The organism is Streptomyces sp. NBC_01012, from assembly GCF_045162755.1.
GTDB lineage: Bacteria > Actinomycetota > Actinomycetes > Streptomycetales > Streptomycetaceae > Streptomyces.
Genome location: NZ_CP108688.1, coordinates 5,750,491 through 5,770,004, shown reverse-complemented (window position 1 = coordinate 5,770,004; position 19,514 = coordinate 5,750,491). Strand labels below are relative to the sequence as shown.

General features: G+C 70.5%; 18 protein-coding genes. 11 read left to right on the top strand and 7 right to left on the bottom strand.

What is annotated here, in order from left to right; all coding sequences use genetic code 11:
• The first annotated feature begins 21 nt into the window (after positions 1-21).
• The 4 genes from OG623_RS25925 (at position 22) to OG623_RS25910 (ending at position 2,674) form a co-directional block, all read left to right on the top strand.
• Complete coding sequence (locus OG623_RS25925) at positions 22-954, top strand: NAD-dependent epimerase/dehydratase family protein (protein WP_406149667.1); 933 nt, start codon at positions 22-24, stop codon at positions 952-954.
• Positions 955-1,013: 59 nt separating this feature from the next.
• Positions 1,014-1,556, top strand: a complete 543-nt coding sequence (locus OG623_RS25920; RefSeq protein WP_406149666.1) for an NADPH-dependent F420 reductase — start codon at positions 1,014-1,016, stop codon at positions 1,554-1,556.
• A gap of 64 nt (positions 1,557-1,620) precedes the next feature.
• Positions 1,621-2,151 (top strand): SRPBCC domain-containing protein, encoded by a 531-nt coding sequence (locus OG623_RS25915; protein WP_406149665.1) that lies wholly within the window; start codon positions 1,621-1,623, stop codon positions 2,149-2,151.
• A complete protein-coding gene (locus tag OG623_RS25910) occupies positions 2,144-2,674 on the top strand; it encodes an SRPBCC domain-containing protein (protein ID WP_406149663.1) in 531 nt (176 codons plus the stop codon). The genes OG623_RS25915 and OG623_RS25910 overlap by 8 nt, the downstream gene beginning before the upstream one ends.
• A gap of 75 nt (positions 2,675-2,749) precedes the next feature.
• On the opposite strand, the gene glnA is transcribed toward OG623_RS25910, so the two are convergent.
• The gene (gene glnA, locus OG623_RS25905; protein WP_099176388.1) at positions 2,750-4,111 is read right to left on the bottom strand and encodes a type I glutamate--ammonia ligase; all 1,362 of its coding nucleotides are present in this window, start codon (positions 4,109-4,111) and stop codon (positions 2,750-2,752) included.
• Between the two features lie 244 nt (positions 4,112-4,355).
• Between glnA and OG623_RS25900 the strand changes: the two genes are divergently transcribed.
• The 5 genes from OG623_RS25900 (at position 4,356) to OG623_RS25880 (ending at position 10,053) form a co-directional block, all read left to right on the top strand.
• A complete protein-coding gene (locus tag OG623_RS25900) occupies positions 4,356-5,033 on the top strand; it encodes a DUF3105 domain-containing protein (protein ID WP_406149662.1) in 678 nt (225 codons plus the stop codon).
• Positions 5,030-5,746 carry a DUF305 domain-containing protein gene (locus tag OG623_RS25895; protein ID WP_406149661.1) on the top strand — a complete coding sequence of 239 codons (717 nt, stop codon included), beginning with the start codon at positions 5,030-5,032 and terminating at the stop codon, positions 5,744-5,746. Before OG623_RS25900 ends, OG623_RS25895 begins: the two co-directional genes overlap by 4 nt.
• A gap of 123 nt (positions 5,747-5,869) precedes the next feature.
• Positions 5,870-6,295 (top strand): CBS domain-containing protein, encoded by a 426-nt coding sequence (locus tag OG623_RS25890; protein ID WP_406149660.1) that lies wholly within the window; start codon positions 5,870-5,872, stop codon positions 6,293-6,295.
• Between the two features lie 323 nt (positions 6,296-6,618).
• The gene (locus tag OG623_RS25885; RefSeq protein ID WP_406149659.1) at positions 6,619-8,205 is read left to right on the top strand and encodes a multicopper oxidase family protein; all 1,587 of its coding nucleotides are present in this window, start codon (positions 6,619-6,621) and stop codon (positions 8,203-8,205) included.
• 93 nt (positions 8,206-8,298) lie between these two features.
• A complete protein-coding gene (locus OG623_RS25880; RefSeq protein ID WP_406149658.1) occupies positions 8,299-10,053 on the top strand; it encodes an NAD+ synthase in 1,755 nt (584 codons plus the stop codon).
• Positions 10,054-10,094: 41 nt separating this feature from the next.
• Here the strand turns inward: OG623_RS25880 and OG623_RS25875 are convergent, their stop codons facing one another.
• Complete coding sequence (locus tag OG623_RS25875) at positions 10,095-10,418, bottom strand: hypothetical protein (protein WP_406149657.1); 324 nt, start codon at positions 10,416-10,418, stop codon at positions 10,095-10,097.
• A 417-nt stretch (positions 10,419-10,835) separates the two neighbouring features.
• Here OG623_RS25875 and OG623_RS25870 point away from each other — a divergent pair, with 417 nt between their 5' ends.
• Complete coding sequence (locus OG623_RS25870; RefSeq protein ID WP_406149656.1) at positions 10,836-11,594, top strand: GntR family transcriptional regulator; 759 nt, start codon at positions 10,836-10,838, stop codon at positions 11,592-11,594.
• A gap of 111 nt (positions 11,595-11,705) precedes the next feature.
• On the opposite strand, the gene OG623_RS25865 is transcribed toward OG623_RS25870, so the two are convergent.
• The 5 genes from OG623_RS25865 to OG623_RS25845 all read right to left on the bottom strand — a co-directional run bounded on the left by OG623_RS25865 (position 11,706) and on the right by OG623_RS25845 (position 18,292).
• Complete coding sequence (locus tag OG623_RS25865) at positions 11,706-12,920, bottom strand: MFS transporter (RefSeq protein WP_406149654.1); 1,215 nt, start codon at positions 12,918-12,920, stop codon at positions 11,706-11,708.
• Positions 12,921-13,118: 198 nt separating this feature from the next.
• A complete protein-coding gene (locus tag OG623_RS25860; RefSeq protein WP_406149652.1) occupies positions 13,119-14,297 on the bottom strand; it encodes a Cmx/CmrA family chloramphenicol efflux MFS transporter in 1,179 nt (392 codons plus the stop codon).
• 396 nt (positions 14,298-14,693) lie between these two features.
• Complete coding sequence (locus OG623_RS25855) at positions 14,694-15,713, bottom strand: endonuclease/exonuclease/phosphatase family protein (protein ID WP_406149651.1); 1,020 nt, start codon at positions 15,711-15,713, stop codon at positions 14,694-14,696.
• Between the two features lie 168 nt (positions 15,714-15,881).
• A complete protein-coding gene (locus OG623_RS25850) occupies positions 15,882-16,556 on the bottom strand; it encodes a TetR/AcrR family transcriptional regulator (protein ID WP_406149650.1) in 675 nt (224 codons plus the stop codon).
• A gap of 113 nt (positions 16,557-16,669) precedes the next feature.
• Positions 16,670-18,292 carry an MFS transporter gene (locus tag OG623_RS25845; protein WP_406149649.1) on the bottom strand — a complete coding sequence of 541 codons (1,623 nt, stop codon included), beginning with the start codon at positions 18,290-18,292 and terminating at the stop codon, positions 16,670-16,672.
• A gap of 236 nt (positions 18,293-18,528) precedes the next feature.
• Between OG623_RS25845 and panB the strand changes: the two genes are divergently transcribed.
• On the top strand, positions 18,529-19,416 hold the full coding sequence (gene panB / locus OG623_RS25840) for a 3-methyl-2-oxobutanoate hydroxymethyltransferase (RefSeq protein WP_406149647.1): 888 nt from the start codon (positions 18,529-18,531) through the stop codon (positions 19,414-19,416).
• The last annotated feature ends 98 nt before the right edge of the window (positions 19,417-19,514 follow it).

Genomic DNA, 19,514 nt, shown 5'->3' with positions numbered 1-19,514 from the left:
CACAGAGCGAAGGAGAGTTCTATGGCGCAGGCATTCGTCACCGGAGGTTCGGGGTTCATCGGCGAGGTGCTGGTACGCCGGCTCATCGGCGAGGGGCACTCGGTGCGTGCTCTGGTTCGAAGTGAGGCATCGGCAGCGAAGGTCTCGGCGCTGGGCGCGGAGCCCGTGCGGGGCGAGTTGACCGACGCGGCCACCTGGCAGGAGGAGGTCACGGGCAGCGACGTGGTGTTCCACCTCGCCGCCGAGACAGACATCACCGCCAGTCGTGAGCGTCATGAGCTGGTGTCGGTCCGCGGCACCCGGGCAGCCGTCGACGCCGCCCGCCACGCGGGGGTTCCCCGGTTCGTGCACTGCGGGAGCGAGGCCGCGCTCCTCGCAGGTCCTCCGCTCGTGGAGGTCGACGAGTCCGCACCGCTGCGGCCCGATTCGGAGGCGGCGTACTCGGCGGCGAAGGCCGCTGCCGAGAAGATCGTGCTCGACGCGAACGCCCCGGACTTCGCCACGGTGTCGATCCGCCCGAGGTTCGTCTGGGGTCCCCACAGCATCCTCGTCGAAGGCCTGGCAGCGGCGGCGCGGGCGGGGCAGTTCGCCTGGATCGACGGAGGCCGGCACACGACCGACGTCACGTTCGTCGGGAACGCCGTCGAGGGGCTCGTGCTCGGATGGCGGCGCGGCCGGCCCGGCCAGGCCTATTTCGTCACCGACCGGCACCGCGTCACGCTGCGCGAGTTCCTGGAGACCCAGTTCGAGATCCTTGGCGTCGATCTGGCGATTCCCGAACTGGACGGCGGGACGGCCGCCCGTGAGATCCCCGTACCCGCCCGGTGGTTCCTCGGGCAGGAGTGCACCCTGCGGACCGACAAGGCCGCGGCCGAGCTCGGATACGAGCCCGTCGTGTCGCACGCCGCCGGCCTGGAAGCCGTAAGGAACTCGGTTCCCGCCACCCGCGTGTGAGGCGCCGTCACCCATATTCACCCCGCATACATCAGCGTTCAATCGAGGGAAGACACGACATGAAGATCGTCACGATCGGAAGAGGAACGGTCGGCGGAGGGCTGGCCGGCCTCTGGCGGGACGCGGGCCACGAGGTCCAGGAGCTCGGCCGGGACGGCGGGGACGTCTCGGAGGCGGACGCCGTCCTGGTCGCCGTACCCGGGGCGAAGATCTCGGAGTCCCTGAGCAGGGTGACCGGGATCGAGGGGAAGATCGCGATCGACGCGACCAACATCATGCCCGCACGGCATGGCAGCTTTCCGTCGTACGCCGAGGAGGTGAAGTCCTTCACCCACGCCCCGGTGGCCAAGAGCTTCAACATGAACTTCGGAGCCCTGTACGGGGAGGTGCGCAAGCAGCGCGTCCGGCCGGGCAACTGGTACGTCGCCGACGAGGGCGCCGTCGGCGTCACCGAGCGGCTCATCCGCGACGCGGGCTACGACCCGGTGCGCGTCGGAGACCTCTCACGGGCCCGCGCATTCGAAGATGCGGTCTGGCTGCTCATGGGTATCCAGCCGGCCGGCGGCGTGTTCTACCGGACGGCCGTTCCCGGCGAACTCTGAACGCCCGCGAACTCTGAACGCCGGCGAACTCTGAACGAACGAACCGGTCGATCCGGAGAATGACATGTTCGAAGAAATAAACTGGCCGGAGGCCATGACCCCCAGCCGCTCCCCCATCCACTTCACCAACGAGCTCGAGGTCGAAGCCTCTCCCGAAACCATCTGGTCCCTGCTCGTGGACACCCGGACCTGGCACACCTTCTACCCGGGTGTCGGGCACGTCCAGCTTCTCGACGGCCATGAATCACTCGGCCTGGGGACTCGTTTCGAGACCAACCTGGCCGGCCAGGACGTCTTCGCGTCCGTTCAGGAATTCCGGCCCATGACGCGTATCGCGTGGGGTGGCCATCCCAAGGCATCGGAAGAATCCACGGCCTACCACGCCTGGATCATCACCCCCACGCCGAAGGGAAGTCATCTCTGGACCGAGGAGACGATGCAGGGCCCGCTCTGGATCGAACTCGCGAAGCAGGATCCCGAAGTCTTCTGGCGCACGCACGAGAACCTTCTCGCGGCACTCGCCGAGGTGGCGGGCGAGCGTGAGAACCGAGCCGGTCTTCAGCACACTCCACAAGGAAACGCAGCCGATGTATGACAAGGTGAATTGGCCCGAGCGGTACGACCCGAAGGTGTCGGCCCTCTACGCGCTCAACGACATCGACGTGAAGGCGCCGCCCGAAGTGGTGTGGAAGCTGCTCGTCGACGCCGAGAACTGGTGGAGCTGGTTCCCTCCCGAGGATCAGGTCAAGATCCTCGGCGCCGAGCCGGAACTCGCGCCCGGAACCACGTACAGCCGGGTGACGGTCGGTTTCCCGATGACCCTCGACGTGACGGAGTACGAGCCCTTCACCAGGCTCTCATGGGCGACCACGGTCGACGGCGACGCCACCGGTTCGAGCGCCTACCACGGCTGGGTGATCACACCCACGGCCGAAGGCTGTCACGTGCTGACCGAGGAGACCCAGCAGGGCCCCTTCTTCATCGAGGAACTCGGCCGAAAAAATCCCGGTGCGCTCTACCGCTATCACCAGGACTGGGTCGAACGCCTCGCCCGTACCGCGGAGACGGAAGCGGCGACGACGGCTGCGACGACGGAAATGACGAAGCCCGCGGCCTGATGATCCCCGCGGAGACGGCTTCGGGCCGACGGTGCGGAACCGCCGGCCCGAAGCCGCTGAGCCGCAGCTCTGCGCTCACAACACCGGCAGCAGGTTCTTCAGTTCGAAGGCCGTGACCTCGCTGCGGTACTCCTCCCACTCCTGCTTCTTGTTACGCAGGAAGAAGTCGAAGACATGCTCGCCCAGTGTCTCGGCGACCAGTTCGCTCTTCTCCATCAGTGAGATCGCCTCGCCCAGGTTCTGCGGCAGCGGCTCGATGCCCATCGCGCGGCGCTCCGAGTCGGAGAGGGCCCAGACGTCGTCGTCGGCGCCGGCCGGGAGTTCGTAGCCCTCCTCGATGCCCTTGAGGCCCGCGGCGAGCAGGACCGCGTACGTCAGGTAGGGGTTGGCGCCGGAGTCGATGGAGCGGACCTCGACGCGGGCCGAGCCGGTCTTGCCGGGCTTGTACATCGGGACACGGATCAGTGCGGAGCGGTTGTTGTGGCCCCAGCAGATGTACGAGGGGGCCTCGCCGCCTGCTCCCGCGGAGCGGCTGGAGCCGCCCCAGATGCGCTTGTACGAGTTGACCCACTGGTTGGTGACGGCGGAGATCTCCGCGGCGTGCGTGAGGAGGCCCGCGATGAAGGAGCGGCCGACCTTCGACAGCTGGTACTCGGCGCCCGACTCGTAGAAGGCGTTGCGGTCGCCCTCGAAGAGGGAGAGGTGGGTGTGCATACCGGAACCCGGGTACTCCGAGAACGGCTTCGGCATGAAGGTGGCCTGGACGCCCTGCTCCAGCGCGACCTGCTTCATGACCAGGCGGAAGGTCATGATGTTGTCGGCGGTGGAGAGCGCGTCCGCGTACCGCAGGTCGATCTCCTGCTGGCCGGGGGCGCCCTCGTGGTGGCTGAACTCGACCGAGATGCCCATCGATTCGAGCATGGTGATCGCCTGGCGGCGGAAGTCCATGCCGACGTTCTGCGGGGTGTGGTCGAAGTAGCCTGAGCTGTCGGCGGGGGTGGGGCGGCTGCCGTCGACCGGCTTGTTCTTCAGCAGGAAGAACTCGATCTCCGGGTGGGTGTAGAAGGTGAAGCCCAGGTCGGAGGTCTTCGCGAGGATGCGCTTGAGCACGAAGCGGGGGTCCGCGAAGGACGGCGAGCCGTCCGGCATCAGGATGTCGCAGAACATCCGGGCCGTGCCCGGGGCCTCCGCGCGCCAGGGAAGGATCTGGAACGTGCCGGGGTCCGGCTTGGCGATCATGTCCGACTCGTACACACGGGCGAAGCCTTCGATGGCCGAGCCATCGAAGCCGATGCCCTCGTCAAAGGCCTGTTCGAGCTCGGCCGGGGCCACGGCGACGGACTTGAGGTAACCGAGAACATCGGTGAACCACAGCCGTACGAAGCGGATGTCACGCTCCTCAAGCGTCCTGAGGACGAATTCCTGCTGCTTGTCCATAGCCACATCCTTGCAGTTCAGACGGTCCGTGCACCACCGCCCGGGGTAGGGGGACACCTCAGTATCACGACCCGGGATTTCACCCAGATTACGCACACGGTGTGAGAGAGAGCACCCGGCCACCCACTACGCTCGGCGCCCATGGTGTGCAAGGCCAGCGGCCGCTCGGCCGGGGTCCTGCACGACCTGGTTCTCCCGCTCCGATCCCGTCTCCTCCCACCCCTTGGCAGAAGGACCCGACGACATGAGCTTCGACCGCAGGACCCGCCTGGATCAGATGCGCGACGCCGACCGCGCGCGTGACCGCCGCAACCGGGTCATCGGCATAGGCGTCAGCGCCGCTGTGGTCGCGGGCCTGCTGGGTTTCGGCTCGTACATGCTCCTGGAGAGGTCCGAGGCGACGGAGGCAGTGGGGCCGAAGGAGTCGACGTCGGCGCCCGAGCAGGACGGCAAGGGGCTCGACGACAAGTCCTCCGGGCCGATCGCGGGCGAGAAGACCTGGGATGCGGCGAAGCTGGGCCGCGACCATGTCACGACCGAGGTGAAGTATCCGATGGAGCCGCCCGTCGGCGGGAACCACAATCCGGCCTGGCTGAACTGCGACGGCGTCGTATACGAAAAGGCCGTCCCCAACGTCAACGCCGTGCACGCTCTGGAGCACGGCTCGGTCTGGGTGACGTACACCGGGAAGGCGTCCGGCTCGGACGTCGACGCGCTCGCGTCCCGCGTCAGGAACACGCCGTACTCCCTGATGTCACCTTACGAGGGACAGGCCGGGGCGATCATGCTGACCGCCTGGGGCAAGCAGGTCACCGTGGACGGTGCGGACGACCCGCGGGTGGCCCGGTTCTTCGCGAAGTACGTGCAGGGCGCGCAGACGCCCGAGCCGGGTGCCCCGTGCACCGGCGGGGTCGACGGGTGAGCCCGGCGCGCACCCGGCGTACGCGATGGGTCGCGGGCTCCGCGGTGGCTGTCGCCCTGCTGTTCGCCGGCGCGGCGACGGTCGCGTCGGCGCGGGGCGGTACGGAGGCGTCAGGGCCTCCCCCTACGCCCTCGGTGAGCTCCGCGGACGCGGGCTTCGCGCGGGACATGGCCGTCCACCATCAGCAGGCCGTGGAGATGGCGTTCATCGTGCGCGACGGTACGGAGGACGAGGATGTGCGGCGTCTGGCGTACGACATCGCCAACACGCAGGCCGGGCAGCGGGGCATGCTGCTCGGCTGGCTGGATCTCTGGGGCCTGCCGAAGACGGCGCCCGACGGTCAGGGGCCGATGGCCTGGATGGAGGGCGAGGGCGAAGCACCCAGCGACCACGGCGGGCACGACATGCACGGCATGGACCACATGCACGGCACGGACGGCACGGATCACGATGGGGCCCTCATGCCCGGCATGGCGACCAGGACCGAGCTCGGCCGGCTCCGTGAGGCCACTGGCTCGAAGGCCGAGATCCTCTTCCTCCAGCTGATGACCGACCACCACAAGGGCGGCGTCGCGATGGCCCGCGCGTGCGCCCGCCAGTGCACCGTGCCCGTGGAGAAGCGTCTGGCGCAGGGCATGGTCGAGGCGCAGCAGTCCGAGCTCGGCCTGATGGCGGACATGCTCGCGGCCCGTGGGGCGAAGCCCCGTCCCTGAGCGCGGGAACCGGCCCGGCGTACGCCCGAACGAGTGACAGCGTTCGCGTGCGCCGGGTGGGGCCGTGACGATGGAAGGGCTCGGGTCGTACAGCAGTGCCCATCGGCACGCAGGAGGCAACCCATGACCACGGCCAAGGACATCATGCACACCGGGGCCCACTGGATCCCCGCCCACGAGACGCTCGACCGCGCCGCCCAGATGATGCGTGACCACAAGGTGGGGGCGCTGCCCGTCTCCGCCGAGGGTGAGCAGGACCGGATGGTCGGGATCATCACGGACCGCGACATCGTGATCAAGTGCGTGGCGTGGGGGCACGATCCGTCGAAGGTGACGGCGGGCGAGCTCTGCGACGGCACACCGCGCTGGATCGAGTCGACGGCGGACGTCGAGGCGGTGCTGCTGGAGATGGAGGGCAACCGGATCCGCCGCCTCCCGGTGATCGAGAACAAGAAGCTGATCGGCATGATCAGCGAGGCCGACCTGGCGCTCCACCTCTCGGACGAGCAGGTCGCCGGCTGGGCGGAGAGGGTCTACGCCCGCGGCTGACCCGCCCCTCGGCCGGGCGTCGCGGCCGTTGGCCGGACGCTCCCCGGCGGTCGGACCTCGGCACCGTCGGCACGTCCGGGCTGTGGGGCCCTCGGGTCTTGAGCGGTCGCGCGTCGGGGCCGCCTGCATGTCCGGGCACTCAGGCAGTCGGACCCTCGCGTCCCGCGCCGTCGCGCCGTCGCGCCCCCGCGCCCTCGCGCCCCCGCGCCCCCGCGCCGCCCCCGCGCCCTCGCGTCCCGCGCCCCCGCGTCTCACCCCTCGGGTCTCGCACCCTCGGGTGTCGGGGCCGTGCGCTTATACCCGCCAGGGGTACGGTGCGCAATATGTCTGAAATGCCCACTCGTCGCGCCATGCTCGGCGCCGGTATCGCCCTCGCGGGAGCAGCAGGAACAGCGGGAGCAGCAGGCCTCGCCCCACGCGCCGCCGCGTCCCCGGCCCACCCCTCGCCCCTGCGCGCCCCCTCCCCCGCCCGCGCCGCGGACCAGTACGTCACGCCCGACGGTCCCGAGGTGCTCGACGCGGAGGCTCGGCGGGGGGCCGGGCCGGTGCGGAAGGTCTCGCTCACCGCCGCCGCCTCCCGCCTCGACCTGGGCGGCGGCCTCTCCGTCCCCACCTGGGCGTACGGGGACCACCTGCCGGGTCAGGCGATCAGGGTCACGGCGGGCGACACCCTGGAACTCGCCCTGGCCAACCATCTGCCGCAGGCCACCACCCTGCACTGGCACGGCCTCGCGCTGCGCAACGACATGGACGGCGCGCCCGGTCTCACCCAGCAGCCGATCGCGGCCGGCGCCGACTTCACGTACCGGTTCGCGGTCACCCACCCCGGGACGTACTGGATCCACCCGCACTCGGGTGTGCAGATCGACCGGGGGCTGTACGCGCCCCTGATCGTCGACGACCCGAAGGAGCCGCTCGCCTACGACAAGGAGTGGATCGTCGTCCTCGACGACTGGCTCGACGGGGTGGACGGCTCGACCCCCGACGCGGTCCTCGACGAACTGACCAAGGGCCGCGGCAGCGCCCATGACGCTGCTGCCCACAAGGCCCGCCGACGCGCGGCCGGCGAGGACCCGCCCTCACGGCTCCTCACGGACACGGACAGCGATCTTCTCGGCGGCCACGCCGGCGATGTCGGCTATCCCCACTATCTGGTCAACGGCCGCAGGGCGGCGGACCCCTCGGTCTTCGAGGCCCGGCCGGGCGACCGCATCCGGCTGCGCGTCATCAACGCCGGCGGGGACACCGCCTTCCGGCTGGCGCTCGGCGGCCACCGGATGACCGTGACGCACACGGACGGCTTCCCTGTACGGCACACCGAGACCGACACCCTGCTGCTGGCGATGGGTGAGCGCTACGACGTGCTGGTGACCGCGGGCGACGGGGTGTTCCCGCTGACCGCGCTCGCCGAGGGCAAGAAGGCATCGGCGCTGGCCGTGCTGAAGACGGGGTCGGGGGCGACCCCGCCCGCCACGGTGCGGCCCAAGGAGCTGGACGGCGAGCTGGTCACGGCGGACCGGCTGGCCCCGGACGCGTCGGTGGCGCTGGCGGAGCGCGAGCCCGACAGGACCGTACGTATGGCGCTCACAGGCTCCATGGACGCGTACGACTGGGCCTTCGACCGCAAGCCCTACGACCCGGCGGTGCGGCAGCCCGTCAAGGCCGGGGAGCGGGTGCGGCTGGTCTTCAGCAACCGCACCGCGATGTGGCATCCGATCCATCTGCACGGCCATACGTTCGCGCTGGCGGGCTCGGCACTCGGCGCGCGCAAGGACACCGCGGCCGTCCTGCCGGGTGGCTCGCTCACGGTCGATCTGGACGCGGACAACCCCGGCCTGTGGATGCTGCACTGCCACAACATCTACCACGCCGAATCGGGGATGATGACGGTACTCGGCTACCTGCGCTGAGCCGCTCGGCCCGGCCCCCCGTCCGGGAGCGGTCCGCCGCTTCCGGACGGGAACGCCAGGACATCGCGTCAGAAAGACGATTAGACTGGCGGGGTGCCTCAACTACGTCTCGCACTCAATCAGATCGACGCGACCGTCGGAGACCTCGCCGGCAACTCCGAGTCCATCGTGCACTGGACCCGGCACGCCGCCGAGCAGGGCGCCCATCTGGTGGCGTTCCCCGAGATGGTGCTGACCGGATATCCCGTCGAGGACCTGGCCCTGCGGTCGTCCTTCGTCGAGGCCTCGCGGACCGCGCTGCGCGCGCTCGCCGCACGCCTGGCCGACGAGGGCTTCGGAGAGCTGCCGGTCGTCGTCGGCTATCTCGACCGCTCGGAGCACCCTCCGGCACGCTACGGCCAGCCCGCGGGCTCCCCCCGCAACGCCGCCGCCGTGCTGCACCGGGGGCGGATCGCGCTGAACTTCGCCAAGCACCACCTGCCCAACTACGGCGTCTTCGACGAGTTCCGGTACTTCGTGCCGGGCGACTCGATGCCCGTCGTGCGGGTGCACGGCATCGATGTGGCGCTCGCGATCTGTGAGGACCTCTGGCAGGACGGCGGCCGCGTCCCGGCCGCCCGCGCCGCCGAGGCCGGACTACTGCTGTCGGTCAACGCCTCGCCGTACGAGCGCGACAAGGACGACACCCGGCTGGAGCTGGTCCGTAAGCGGGCCCAGGAGGCCGGGTGCACGACGGCGTATCTGGCGATGACCGGCGGCCAGGACGAGCTGGTCTTCGACGGGGACTCGATCGTCGTCGACAAGTACGGCGAAGTCATCGCCCGTGCACCGCAGTTCACCGAGGGCAGCGTGATCCTCGATCTGGACCTGCCGGCCGCGGCCGCCCTGCCGCCGTCGGGGAGCGCGGGCGACGGGCTGCGGATCGACCATGTGGTGCTGAGCGCGGACCCGCTTCCGGCCTACGAACCTGAGCTGGCCGGCGGATACGCGGAGCGGCTCGACGACGACGAGGAGCTGTACTCGGCGCTGGTCGTTGGCCTGCGCGCGTACGCATCGAAGAACGGTTTCAGCGGTGTCCTGGTCGGGCTCTCGGGAGGTATCGACTCCGCGCTCGTCGCGGCGATCGCCTGCGACGCGCTGGGCGCCGCGCATGTGTACGGCGTCTCGATGCCGTCGAAGTACTCGTCGGAGCACTCCAAGGATGACGCGGCCGAGCTGGCCCGGCGTACGGGGCTGAACTTCCGCACCGTACCGATCGAGCCGATGTTCGACGCGTACATGGGGGCGCTGGGGCTCACCGGTCTCGCCGAGGAGAACCTCCAGTCGCGGCTGCGCGGCACCACGCTGATGGCGATCTCCAACCAGGAGGGCCAGATCGTGCTCGCGCCGGGCAACAAGTCCGAGCTGGCGGTGGGCTATTCCACGCTGTACGGCGACTCGGTCGGCGCGTACGGGCCGATCAAGGACGTGTACAAGACGTCGGTATTCCGCCTGGCGAAGTGGCGCAACCGCGCGGCCGTGGAGCGCGGGCAGACCCCGCCGATCCCGGAGGCCTCCATCACCAAGCCGCCGAGCGCGGAGCTGCGCCCAGGCCAGGTGGACACGGACTCGCTGCCGGACTACGAGGTGCTGGACCGGATCCTGGAGCTGTACGTCGACCGCGACCAGGGGCGGGACGCGATCGTGGCGGCCGGGTTCGACGACGCGCTGGTGACCAGGACGCTGCGGATGGTGGACACCGCGGAGTACAAGCGGCGGCAGTACCCGCCGGGCACGAAGATCTCGCCGAAGGGCTTCGGCAAGGACCGCAGGCTGCCGGTCACGAACCGGTGGCGCGAGTCGGGCTGAGGCGGCTCGGGACGCGAACGTGCCGTCGCGCGGACTCGCGATCAGCCGATCCCCGTGATCTGCGGCTCCGTGTCCGCCCAGGTATGACGCCCGGCGTGGTCGAGGAACAGGCAGCAGCCCTCCCCGTCGGGCGCCGGGCCCGCAGCGGGGCAGTCCCGGAGTACGGCCAGTGCCACGTCGGTCCCCTGCCAGCGGAGCCACAGTGCGGTGTCGTACTCCAGGTCGTCGACCAGGCCGTGATGCTCGCCGGTGGCGTGTGCGGGCAGTTGGCACCGTACGGCGCTGTCGACGCATCCTGAGCGCGACCGTTCACGCGCTTCCCGCGCCAGATCCAGTGGCAGGCGCCGCCCATGCGCGCACCGCATCACGACACCGTCCGGAGGGGACCGTGCGGGCCACGGTCCACGCACTGGTGGCAGGCACATGGAGGGAAACCACCAGAAATGTCCAGAGGTGGAGGCTCGTTGCCCACGCGCGTCTCGATGCGAGGCCCCCAGGTCCGGCCGGAGTCGTGTGACACCCGCAGCGTTATCCGTACAGCTTCAGTCCCGTACGACGGCATGCGCGAATCCCTTCTCCAGGGTCACCTCACCACCAGGTAACCTCTCTAGAGATCTCAGTGAAGCGGTGTTCTCTAGAGATGTCAACGACGCCTGGAGGGCTGCCGTTTCGTGTTGACACGGATGCGTGAGCCGGGTCGGCGTCGTTCCTTGCGCGAGACGTACGTTCCACGCGTGGAACGAGCCTTTAGGCTGTCCGGAGAGGAGAGGGAGAGATCACTCATGGCCACCGAAGGCGCCAAGCGGCAGCCGAAGTACCAGCGGATCGCTGATGCGTTGCGGGATGCCGTTCAGACAGGGCGGTACGGCCCTGGCGACAGGCTGCCGGGCGAGAACGACCTGATGGCCGAACACGACGTGGCGCGCATGACCGCCCGGCAGGCTCTCGGTGTTCTGCAGAGCGAAGGCCTTGCTGAGTCCCGGAAGGGCGCAGGGGTTTTCGTACGCTCATTTCGCCCCCTGAGGCGTCAGGGCATCAAGCGTCTGACGCAGTCGCAGTGGGGCGAGGGCCATTCGATCTGGGAGGCGGACACGGAGGGCCGCACTCTGGTGGTGGACAGGGTGCGTGTCACGGAAGAGCCGGCGCCGGACCGCGTTGCCGGAGTGCTGGGAACCCTGTCAGGGGCTGCCGTCTGCGTGCGTCGTCGTCGTTTCGTCCTGGACGGCAAGCCGATTCTGTCGGCCACGTCCTACCTCCCCGCCTCCCTGGTCGCGGGGTCCGCGATCACCCGGGAAGAGACAGGCCCTGGGGGTGTGTACGCACGACTTGCCGAGCTGGGCGCCGAGCCGGTCCGCTTCCGCGAGGAGATTCGCTCGCGCATGCCGTCGAACGCCGAGGCCGAGGAGCTGGAACTCTCGGCCGGTACGCCCGTCGTACTGATCTGCCGCACGGCGTTCGCCGACGGCGGCCGCCCCGTCGAGGTGAACGAGATGACTCTCGACTCCGCCTCCTACATCCTTGAGTACGACTTCGACGCGTAGGGCTGCTGCTCCGCGCACGTGCATGGAGCGGCGCCGATGTGTCTCAGGACAGGCGCCATGCGGGCCGGCGAAGGGCGTGTGCCTCCTGCCGGCCCGGAATCGCCGTAACTCCTACCGGAGGCCGACCTCCACAGACTCACGCGCATCGGCGGGGGCGCCGGTGGCCACCACCCGCGAGGTGCCCGGGGTCCGGTCCAGCACGCCCGCGGTGACGGCGACGGCCAGACCCGCCACGGCCAGCACCGCGCCGACCAGGGCCGGAGAGGTCCAGCCCCAGCCCGCCGCGATGGCGACCCCGCCGAGCCAGGCCCCGCCCGCGTTGGCGAGGTTGAAGGCGGAGTGGTTGGAGGCGGAGGCGAGTGTGGGGGCGTCCTTGGCCTTGTTCATCACGAGCATCTGCAGCGGGGTGGTCGTCATGAAGCCGATGCCGCCGAGCAGCACCACCATGACCAGCGCGGCCCACTGCACATGGACGGTGAAGGGGAAGACGACGAGCACGACGGCGAGGGCGCCCAGCGAGCCGTAGAGCGTGGGGCGCAGCGCCCGGTCGGTGAGGGGCCCCGCCGCCAGGGCGCCGAGGGTCATCCCGATGCCGAAGAGCGCGAGGACGAGCGTCACTGAGGACTCGCCGAAGCCCATCGCCTCGGTCGTCATGGACGAGAGGTAGGAGTACACGGCGAAGACACCGGCGAAGCCGAGTACGGCGGTGAGCAGGCCGAGCACGACCTGCCGGTTGCCCAGCGCGCTCAGTTCACGGCGTACGCCCTGGTGCGCATCGACGGGGATCTGCGGGACGAGGCGGGCGAGAGCGGCCATGGCGGCGAGGCCGATCACCGCGACCACCATGAACGTGGCGCGCCAGCCGAGGTGCTGTCCCAGCAGGGTGGCCGCCGGTACGCCGACGATGTTCGCCACGGTCAGGCCGAGGAACATCGTGGCGACGGCGCGGGCCTGGCGCCCGTCGGGCACGAGGCGCGCGGCGACGACGGCGCCCACCCCGAAGAAGGCCCCGTGCGGCAGCCCGGCCAGGAACCGGCCGGCCAGCAGCCACCCGAAGTCGGGGGCGAAGGCGGAGGCGAGGTTGCCGACGGTGAAGACGGCCATCAGCAGCAGGAGCATCCGCTTGCGCGGGATCCTGGAGCCGAGGCCGGTGAGGAGCGGGGCACCGAGGACGACGCCGATCGCGTACGCCGAGACGAGGTAACCGGCGGTGGGTACGGACGTTCCCAGATCGTCCGCGACGTTGGGGAGCAGCCCCATCATCACGAACTCGGTGGTGCCGATGCCGAAGGCGCTCACAGCGAGGGCGAGCAGGGCCAGGGGCATGGAAGTGACCTTTCGGGCAGGGGGCCGCCCCGGTCATGGAGGCCGGGTGGCTGCGGTGAGTGTGCGGGAGCGTCGGCTTCGTTGCCGGAACGAGTTATGTACCCCGTCGGAACAAAGTCTCTCAGACGTTTTATGCCCGGACGTGAACATGCCGTTGCGGCGGGGTGTGATGTGGGCATCACTCGGGCCCGCACCGACTCACCCGGAGTGCTCCCGGCGCCCCCGGGCCAGGGTCAGCCCCCGTGCCGAGAGCGCCCATACCCCCACGAGGGCCGCGCACATCAGCAGGGCGCTCACCCGGACCGGCGCGCGGAAGCCGAAGCCCGCGCCGAGGGCCAGGCCGCCCAGCCAGGGGCCGGTCGCGGCGCCCACGTTGAAGGCGGCCGTGGCGTAGGAGCCGGCGAGCGTCGGGGCGTCGGGGGCCAGTTGGAAGACCCGGGTGATCAGCGTCGTCCCCGTACCGAAGGCGAGCGCCCCCTGGATCAGGACGAGGGCGAGGGCCGCCGCCGGGTGCGAGGCGGTCAGGGCCAGCGCGGCCCAGCCCGCGGCCAGGGCGCTCATGCCGAACCCGATGACGGCGTCCGGGCGGGCGTCGGCCAGCCGTCCGGCCAGGGTGACGCCGGCGAACGAGCCGATGCCGAACAGTGCGAGCACCATGGGCACCCAGCCCTGGCCGATCCCGGTGACCCGGGTGACCAGCGGCTCCAGGTAGGAGAAGGTGCAGAAGGTCGCCCCCTGTACGAGCGCCATCACGAGCAGTGTCCCCAGCAGCCGGGGCCTGGCCAGGGCCCGCAGTTCGCTCCGCGCACCGGCCTCCGGCGCGCCGTCGGGCCGGCCGCCGGGCAGGACCACCAGCAACGCGACCACGGCCGGCACGGAGACGAGGGCCACGGCCCAGAACGCCGAGCGCCACCCCCACAGTTCACCCAGCGCCGCCCCCGCGGGGACGCCCACCACGCACGCGACGGTGACTCCGCCCACGACCACGGCGGTGGCCCGGGCCCGTCGGTGCGGACCGGCCAGGGCCAGCGCGGTGACCAGTGCCACCGCCCAGAAACCGGCGTTGGCCAGCGCCCCGGCGACCCGGGTGGCGAGCAGCACTCCGTAGCTGGAGGTCAGCGCGCCGACGACATGGGTGGCGATGAAGACGCCGAGGAAGAACAGCAGCGCCCGGCGCCGGGGCCAGGTGCGTCCGGCCAGAGCGGCGAGCGGCGCACCGACCACCATCCCGACCGCGAAGGCCGAGGTCAGCAGCCCGGCGGCGCCCAGTGAGACGTGCAGGTCGTCGGCGATGCCCGAGAGCAGGCCTGACAGCATGAATTCCGAGGTGCCCTGGGCGAAGACCGCAAGCCCGAGCACGTACACGGCGAATGGCATGAGAAGTGGACCCCTTGTGCGGAACCGTCGGAGGAACGAGCGGTGTGCGGGGGATGCGGGCCGCGCCCTCCCGTCACACGCCGGAGCGCCTGACGGCTACGCGGTGGAATGTCCGGTACCGGGAAGATCCGGTGTCATCACGGGACATGGGAAGGGGAAAGAAGAGGTCGGCCCACACCGCCTCGGGCGGTCCGGCGGTGGTCGACGGCACGACGGGGAAGCCAGGTGACCGGTGAGGTCAGCGGCTTTCGGCGTCGGAGAGCGGCCACCGGCGAACCGGCGGCCGGAGTCTGTCGGACTCGGGGCTGGACATGACTGCGAGCGTACCTCGTCGATCGGACACACCCCGGCGCCACAGCTGCACGCGGGCCACGAGCCGCGAGCCGCGGGCCTCGGCTACAGCTGCACGCGGGCCGCGATCGGGAGGTGGTCGCTGTCCGTGGCGGGCAGGGTCCAGGAGGAGAGGGGTTCGACACCCCGCACCATGATCTGGTCGATCCGCGCCATCGGGAACGCCGCGGGCCAGCTGAAGCCGAAGCCGTCGCCCGCCGCGCCCTGGGTGGAGCGCATCTGCGAGGTCACCGCGTTCAGCGAGCGGTCGTTCATCGTGCCGTTCAGGTCGCCGAGCAGGACGACCCGGTCCAGCGGTTCGTGCTCGATCGCGTTGCCCAGGGCGTCCGCGCTGGCGTCCCGCTGGTTGGCGGTGAAGCCCGCGTTCAGCTTGACCCGTACGGAGGGCAGATGGGCGACGTACACCTTGATCCGGCCCTCGGGGGTCGTGACCGTGGCGCTCATCGCGCGGGTCCAGCCGAGCTTGATGTCGACGGGCCCCGCGTCGGTCACCGGGTACTTGCTCCACAGGCCGACGGTGCCCTGGACCGAGTGGTGCGGATAGCGCTTGGCGAGCGCGTCCTCGTACGCGGACACCTTGCCGCTCGGGAGCTCCTGGAGGGCCACGACGTCCGCGCCGGAACCGGCCACCTGCTGCGCGGTGCCCTCCGGGTCGGGGTTGCCCGCGTTGACGTTGTGCGTGGCGACGGTGAGGTCACCGCCCGCGCCCGCCTTGTCGGAGAACATCAGGCCGCCGAAGAGGTTGAGCCAGACCGCGACCGGCAGGACCAGGGAGATCACCGCAGTCGCGGACCGCCGGACCAGACCGAGGATCAGCAGAAGGGGGATGAAGACGCCGAACCAGGGCAGGAACGTCTCGACGAGGCTTCCCAGATTGCCGATGGTGTTCGGGATGTCCGAGTGGAGGACCATCACGAGGGTCAGGAGCACCGAGCAGAGCGCCAAGATGATGCCGCGCCGCCAGATGCCCGGGCCGGAGAGCCTTCGGCGCAGGGCCCCGAACCGGGTGCCCGGCCTCGGTCCCGCGTCGGCGCCCTCGGTGTCCGCCCTGTACGCCTGCACCATCGCGCTTGTCCTCACTGCCTTGCCCTGCACATCACCGCGCCTGACGACCCTAGGTGATGTGTGACGCCGTTCCCGTCCTCGACGACGGCCCTGCTGCCATCAGAACGACGAATTCGGCAGAACCGGTTCCGGATGTGCCCACGGTACGGGGGGTCTGTGGCAGAACGGTCACACGGGGGGCGTGGCGGAGCGTGGCGCGAGGCCCTGGAGGAGCATCCGGATGATGCGGTCGGTGAGATCGTCGGGCAGGGGCGCGTCGACGCGGTGGATGGCGCGGACCATCATGGGGCCCACGATCAGATCGTCCATGAGCTCGACGTCGACGTCCTCGCGGAGCTCGCCCGCGTCCACCGCCCGTCCCACGGCGGCCCGCATCGCCGCCCGGCGCGGCCCGAGGACGGTGTTCTGGTACGCGTCCCAGAGCTTGGGGTGCTTCTTGGTCTGCATGAAGACGTTGTACAGAAGGGCCGAGGAGCGCTGGGCGAGCGCGCGTGTCCGCATGAACTCCAGCAGGACACGTACGTCGTCGAGGCCCGCGGTGCCGGACACCTCGGGTTCGGGGGGCTCGATGTCGCGCAGCACCTCGACGAAGAGCTCCTCCTTGCCGCCCCAGCGCCGGTAGATGGTGGCCTTGCCGACCCCGGCGGTGCGGGCGATGCGCTCGATGGACAGGCCGTCCACCGTCTCCCCCGCCTCCAGCAGCTCCCTGACGGCGTCGAGGATCGCCCGCTCGGCGGCCGCGGAGCGCGGACGGCCCCTGCGTGGCTCGGAGCCCCCCTGGCAGGGCGGGTCCGCCGGGCCGTCGGCCGGGTCCTGCACCGGGTTCTGTGCCGCCTGCCGCACTGGGCCGCCTCTCGCTGTGCCGTCCGCCGTCTTCGCCGTACGTGGTTCGCCGTACGTGTCGATTCTCGCCGACCGGCCGGGGGCGGGGCGACTCCCCCGGCCGGAACAGCGGATCAGGCCTGGTGTACGGGCTCCTCGGCGGCCAGCGGTGCCCGGTCGGGCTCCCCCTGGTCCGGCTTGCCCGGTGCGGGCGGCCGGCCCGGCAGGAACGCGGCCACCACAGCCGCGCCGATGAGTGCGACCGCGGCCGAGCCGAGCGCGGTGACGTGCATCGCGCTGATGAACGCGTCGTTCGCCGCTGCGACCAGCGGCTTGCCGGCCGGGCCCAGCTTCTGCGCGACGCCCAGGGTCGCCTCGATGGACTCACCCGCGACGTCCCGCGCCGCGGCCGGTACGCCGTCGAGGTGGCCCTCGATGTCACCGCGGTAGACCGTGGAGAGCACCGAGCCGAGCACGGCGATGCCGAGCGCGCCACCCACCTGGCGGAACGTGTTGTTGATGGCCGAGCCCGAACCGGCCCGCTCGCGGGGCAGGGCCTGCATCACGGCGACGGTGACCGGCGGCATGATGTGCGCCATGCCGGTGCCCTGGACGAAGAAGACCACGCACAGGATCCACAGCGGGGTGTCCGCGGTGAACAGGGAGAAGGCCGCGAGGCCCACGGCGACGAGCAGCATGCCGACGGTGCAGACCGCCTTGGCCCCGAACCGGTCGACGACCAGCCTGGCGCGCGGCGCGAAGATCATCTGCGCGGCGGCGAGCGGCAGGATCAGCAGCCCCGACTCCAGCGCGGTGTAGCCCCGCACGCTCTGCAGATAGAAGGCGGAGAAGAAGGTGACGCCCATCAGCGCGAAGAAGACCAGCGCGATGGCCGCGACCGCGGCGGAGAAGGCGGGCTTGCGGAAGTAGGAGATGTCGATCGACGGATGGGGGCTGCGCTTCTCGTGCCAGACGAAGGCCGCCAGCACCAGCAGGCCGCCGATCAGCGGTGCGAGGACACCGATGCCGGTGAAGGAGGCGAGTTCCCCGCCGCGGATGATGCCGTAGACCAGCAGGACGAGGCCGACGATGGACAGGACGACCCCGAGCGGGTCGACGCGGCCGGGCGCGGGGTCCCGTGAGTCGGGCACCAGAAGGACCATGGCGATGAGCGCGATGACCACCACGGGCACGTTGACCAGGAAGATCGAACCCCACCAGAAGTGTTCGAGGAGCGCACCGCCGGTGATCGGGCCGATCGCGATGCCGAGGCCGACGCTGCCGGCCCAGATACCGATGGCCTTGGGCTGCTCGTCGCGCTCGAAGACGTTCATCAGGACGGCGAGGGTGGCGGGCATCACGAACGCGGCACCGAATCCCATCAGCGCGCGCCAGGTGATGAGTTCGCCCGGCGACGAGGAGAACGCGGCCAGGGCCGAGCCGAGGCCGAAGAGCAGGATGCCGCCGAGCAGCACCTTCTTACGGCCGATGCGGTCGCCGAGCAGGCCGGCGGTGAAGAGGAGGCCCGCGAAGACGAGGGTGTAGGAGTTGATCGCCCATTCGAGCTGGCTCTGGGTGGCTCCGATGCCGGTGGGCGCGGGGCTGGCGATCGTCTTGACCGCGACGTTCAGGATCGAGTTGTCCAGAACGACGATGAGCAGGCTGAACATGAGGACGCCGAGGATGGCCCACCGGCGACGGTGGACCGCCTCGGGGACGCGGGGCGCGGCGGCAGGGCCGCCGGACGGTATGGACATGTCCCCGACCCTAGCCGAATTCCAATACGAGACCGTCTCGTATTGGAAAGACTTTACCGACCGGCCCCGCACCGTTCACGCGCACCTCCCCGGCGCACCTCCCCGGCCCACCGCTCCGACCCACCGCTCGCCCGGGGAGGTGGGCCCACTTCCCGTGAGCGGTCCGGGGATGCCACCATGGAAGGGATCCGGGGACGCCGTCAGGGCGCCTCGAGATGACGAAGGAGCCGTTGGCCATGTCGCTTCAGGCTGCGCAGAACCAGTCCGACACACCTCCCGCGGGCCCCACCCCCGGCGCCGGCAAGGCGTTGTACGGGGGCACGAGCACCCGCCGCATCAGCGTCCACGACATCACCGCCGCCACCGAGCGCGGCGAGAAGTGGCCCATGCTCACCGCATACGACGCGATGACCGCGTCCGTCTTCGACGAGGCCGGCATCCCGGTCATGCTCGTCGGCGACTCCATGGGCAACTGCCACCTCGGCTACGAGACCACCGTGCCCGTCACCATGGACGAGATGACCATGCTCTCGGCCGCCGTGGTGCGGGGCACCAAGCGGGCCCTGATCGTGGCCGACCTGCCCTTCGGGGCGTACCAGGAGGGCCCGGTCCAGGCCCTGCGCAACGCCACCCGGCTGGTCAAGGACGCCGGTGTCGGCGCGGTCAAGCTGGAGGGCGGCGAGCGCTCCCACGAGCAGATCAGGCTCCTGGTCGAGTCCGGCATCCCGGTCATGGGCCACATCGGTCTGACCCCGCAGTCCGTCAACGCCATGGGCTACCGCGTGCAGGGCCGGGGCGAGGAAGCGGCCCAGCAGCTGCTGCGCGACGCGAAGGCGGTGCAGGACGCGGGCGCGTTCGCCGTCGTCCTGGAGCTCGTGCCGGCCGAGCTGGCCGCCGAGGTGACCCGCATCCTGCACATCCCGACCGTCGGGATCGGCGCCGGTTCCGACACGGACGCGCAGGTGCTGGTCTACACCGACATGGTCGGGCTGACCGGCGGCAAGGTCCCGCGCTTCACCAAGCAGTACGCGAATCTGCGTCAGGTGCTGACCGACGCCGCCAAGGAGTACGCCGAAGAGGTCGTCGGCGGCGCCTTCCCCGCGGCGGAGCACACCTTCCACTGACGCCACTCGGAGCCACTGCCGCACCACCGACAGCCCGCCGACTTCCCCCATCGGCGGGCTGTCGCCTGCCGTCCATCCGCTGTCAGCGGCATGTCGGT

Excerpts from the sequence above, each read along its gene's own strand:
- OG623_RS25925 (WP_406149667.1), top strand. The coding sequence starts at position 22 with ATGGCGCAGGCATTCGTCACCGGAGGTTCGGGGTTCATCGGCGAGGTG.
- OG623_RS25920 (WP_406149666.1), top strand. The coding sequence starts at position 1,014 with ATGAAGATCGTCACGATCGGAAGAGGAACGGTCGGCGGAGGGCTGGCC.
- OG623_RS25915 (WP_406149665.1), top strand. The coding sequence starts at position 1,621 with ATGTTCGAAGAAATAAACTGGCCGGAGGCCATGACCCCCAGCCGCTCC.
- OG623_RS25910 (WP_406149663.1), top strand. The coding sequence starts at position 2,144 with ATGTATGACAAGGTGAATTGGCCCGAGCGGTACGACCCGAAGGTGTCG.
- glnA (WP_099176388.1), bottom strand. The coding sequence starts at position 4,111 with ATGGACAAGCAGCAGGAATTCGTCCTCAGGACGCTTGAGGAGCGTGAC.
- OG623_RS25900 (WP_406149662.1), top strand. The coding sequence starts at position 4,356 with ATGAGCTTCGACCGCAGGACCCGCCTGGATCAGATGCGCGACGCCGAC.
- OG623_RS25890 (WP_406149660.1), top strand. The coding sequence starts at position 5,870 with ATGACCACGGCCAAGGACATCATGCACACCGGGGCCCACTGGATCCCC.
- OG623_RS25885 (WP_406149659.1), top strand. The coding sequence starts at position 6,619 with ATGTCTGAAATGCCCACTCGTCGCGCCATGCTCGGCGCCGGTATCGCC.
- OG623_RS25875 (WP_406149657.1), bottom strand. The coding sequence starts at position 10,418 with ATGCGGTGCGCGCATGGGCGGCGCCTGCCACTGGATCTGGCGCGGGAA.
- OG623_RS25870 (WP_406149656.1), top strand. The coding sequence starts at position 10,836 with ATGGCCACCGAAGGCGCCAAGCGGCAGCCGAAGTACCAGCGGATCGCT.
- OG623_RS25865 (WP_406149654.1), bottom strand. The coding sequence starts at position 12,920 with ATGCCCCTGGCCCTGCTCGCCCTCGCTGTGAGCGCCTTCGGCATCGGC.
- OG623_RS25860 (WP_406149652.1), bottom strand. The coding sequence starts at position 14,297 with ATGCCATTCGCCGTGTACGTGCTCGGGCTTGCGGTCTTCGCCCAGGGC.
- OG623_RS25855 (WP_406149651.1), bottom strand. The coding sequence starts at position 15,713 with ATGGTGCAGGCGTACAGGGCGGACACCGAGGGCGCCGACGCGGGACCG.
- OG623_RS25845 (WP_406149649.1), bottom strand. The coding sequence starts at position 18,292 with ATGTCCATACCGTCCGGCGGCCCTGCCGCCGCGCCCCGCGTCCCCGAG.
- panB (WP_406149647.1), top strand. The coding sequence starts at position 18,529 with ATGTCGCTTCAGGCTGCGCAGAACCAGTCCGACACACCTCCCGCGGGC.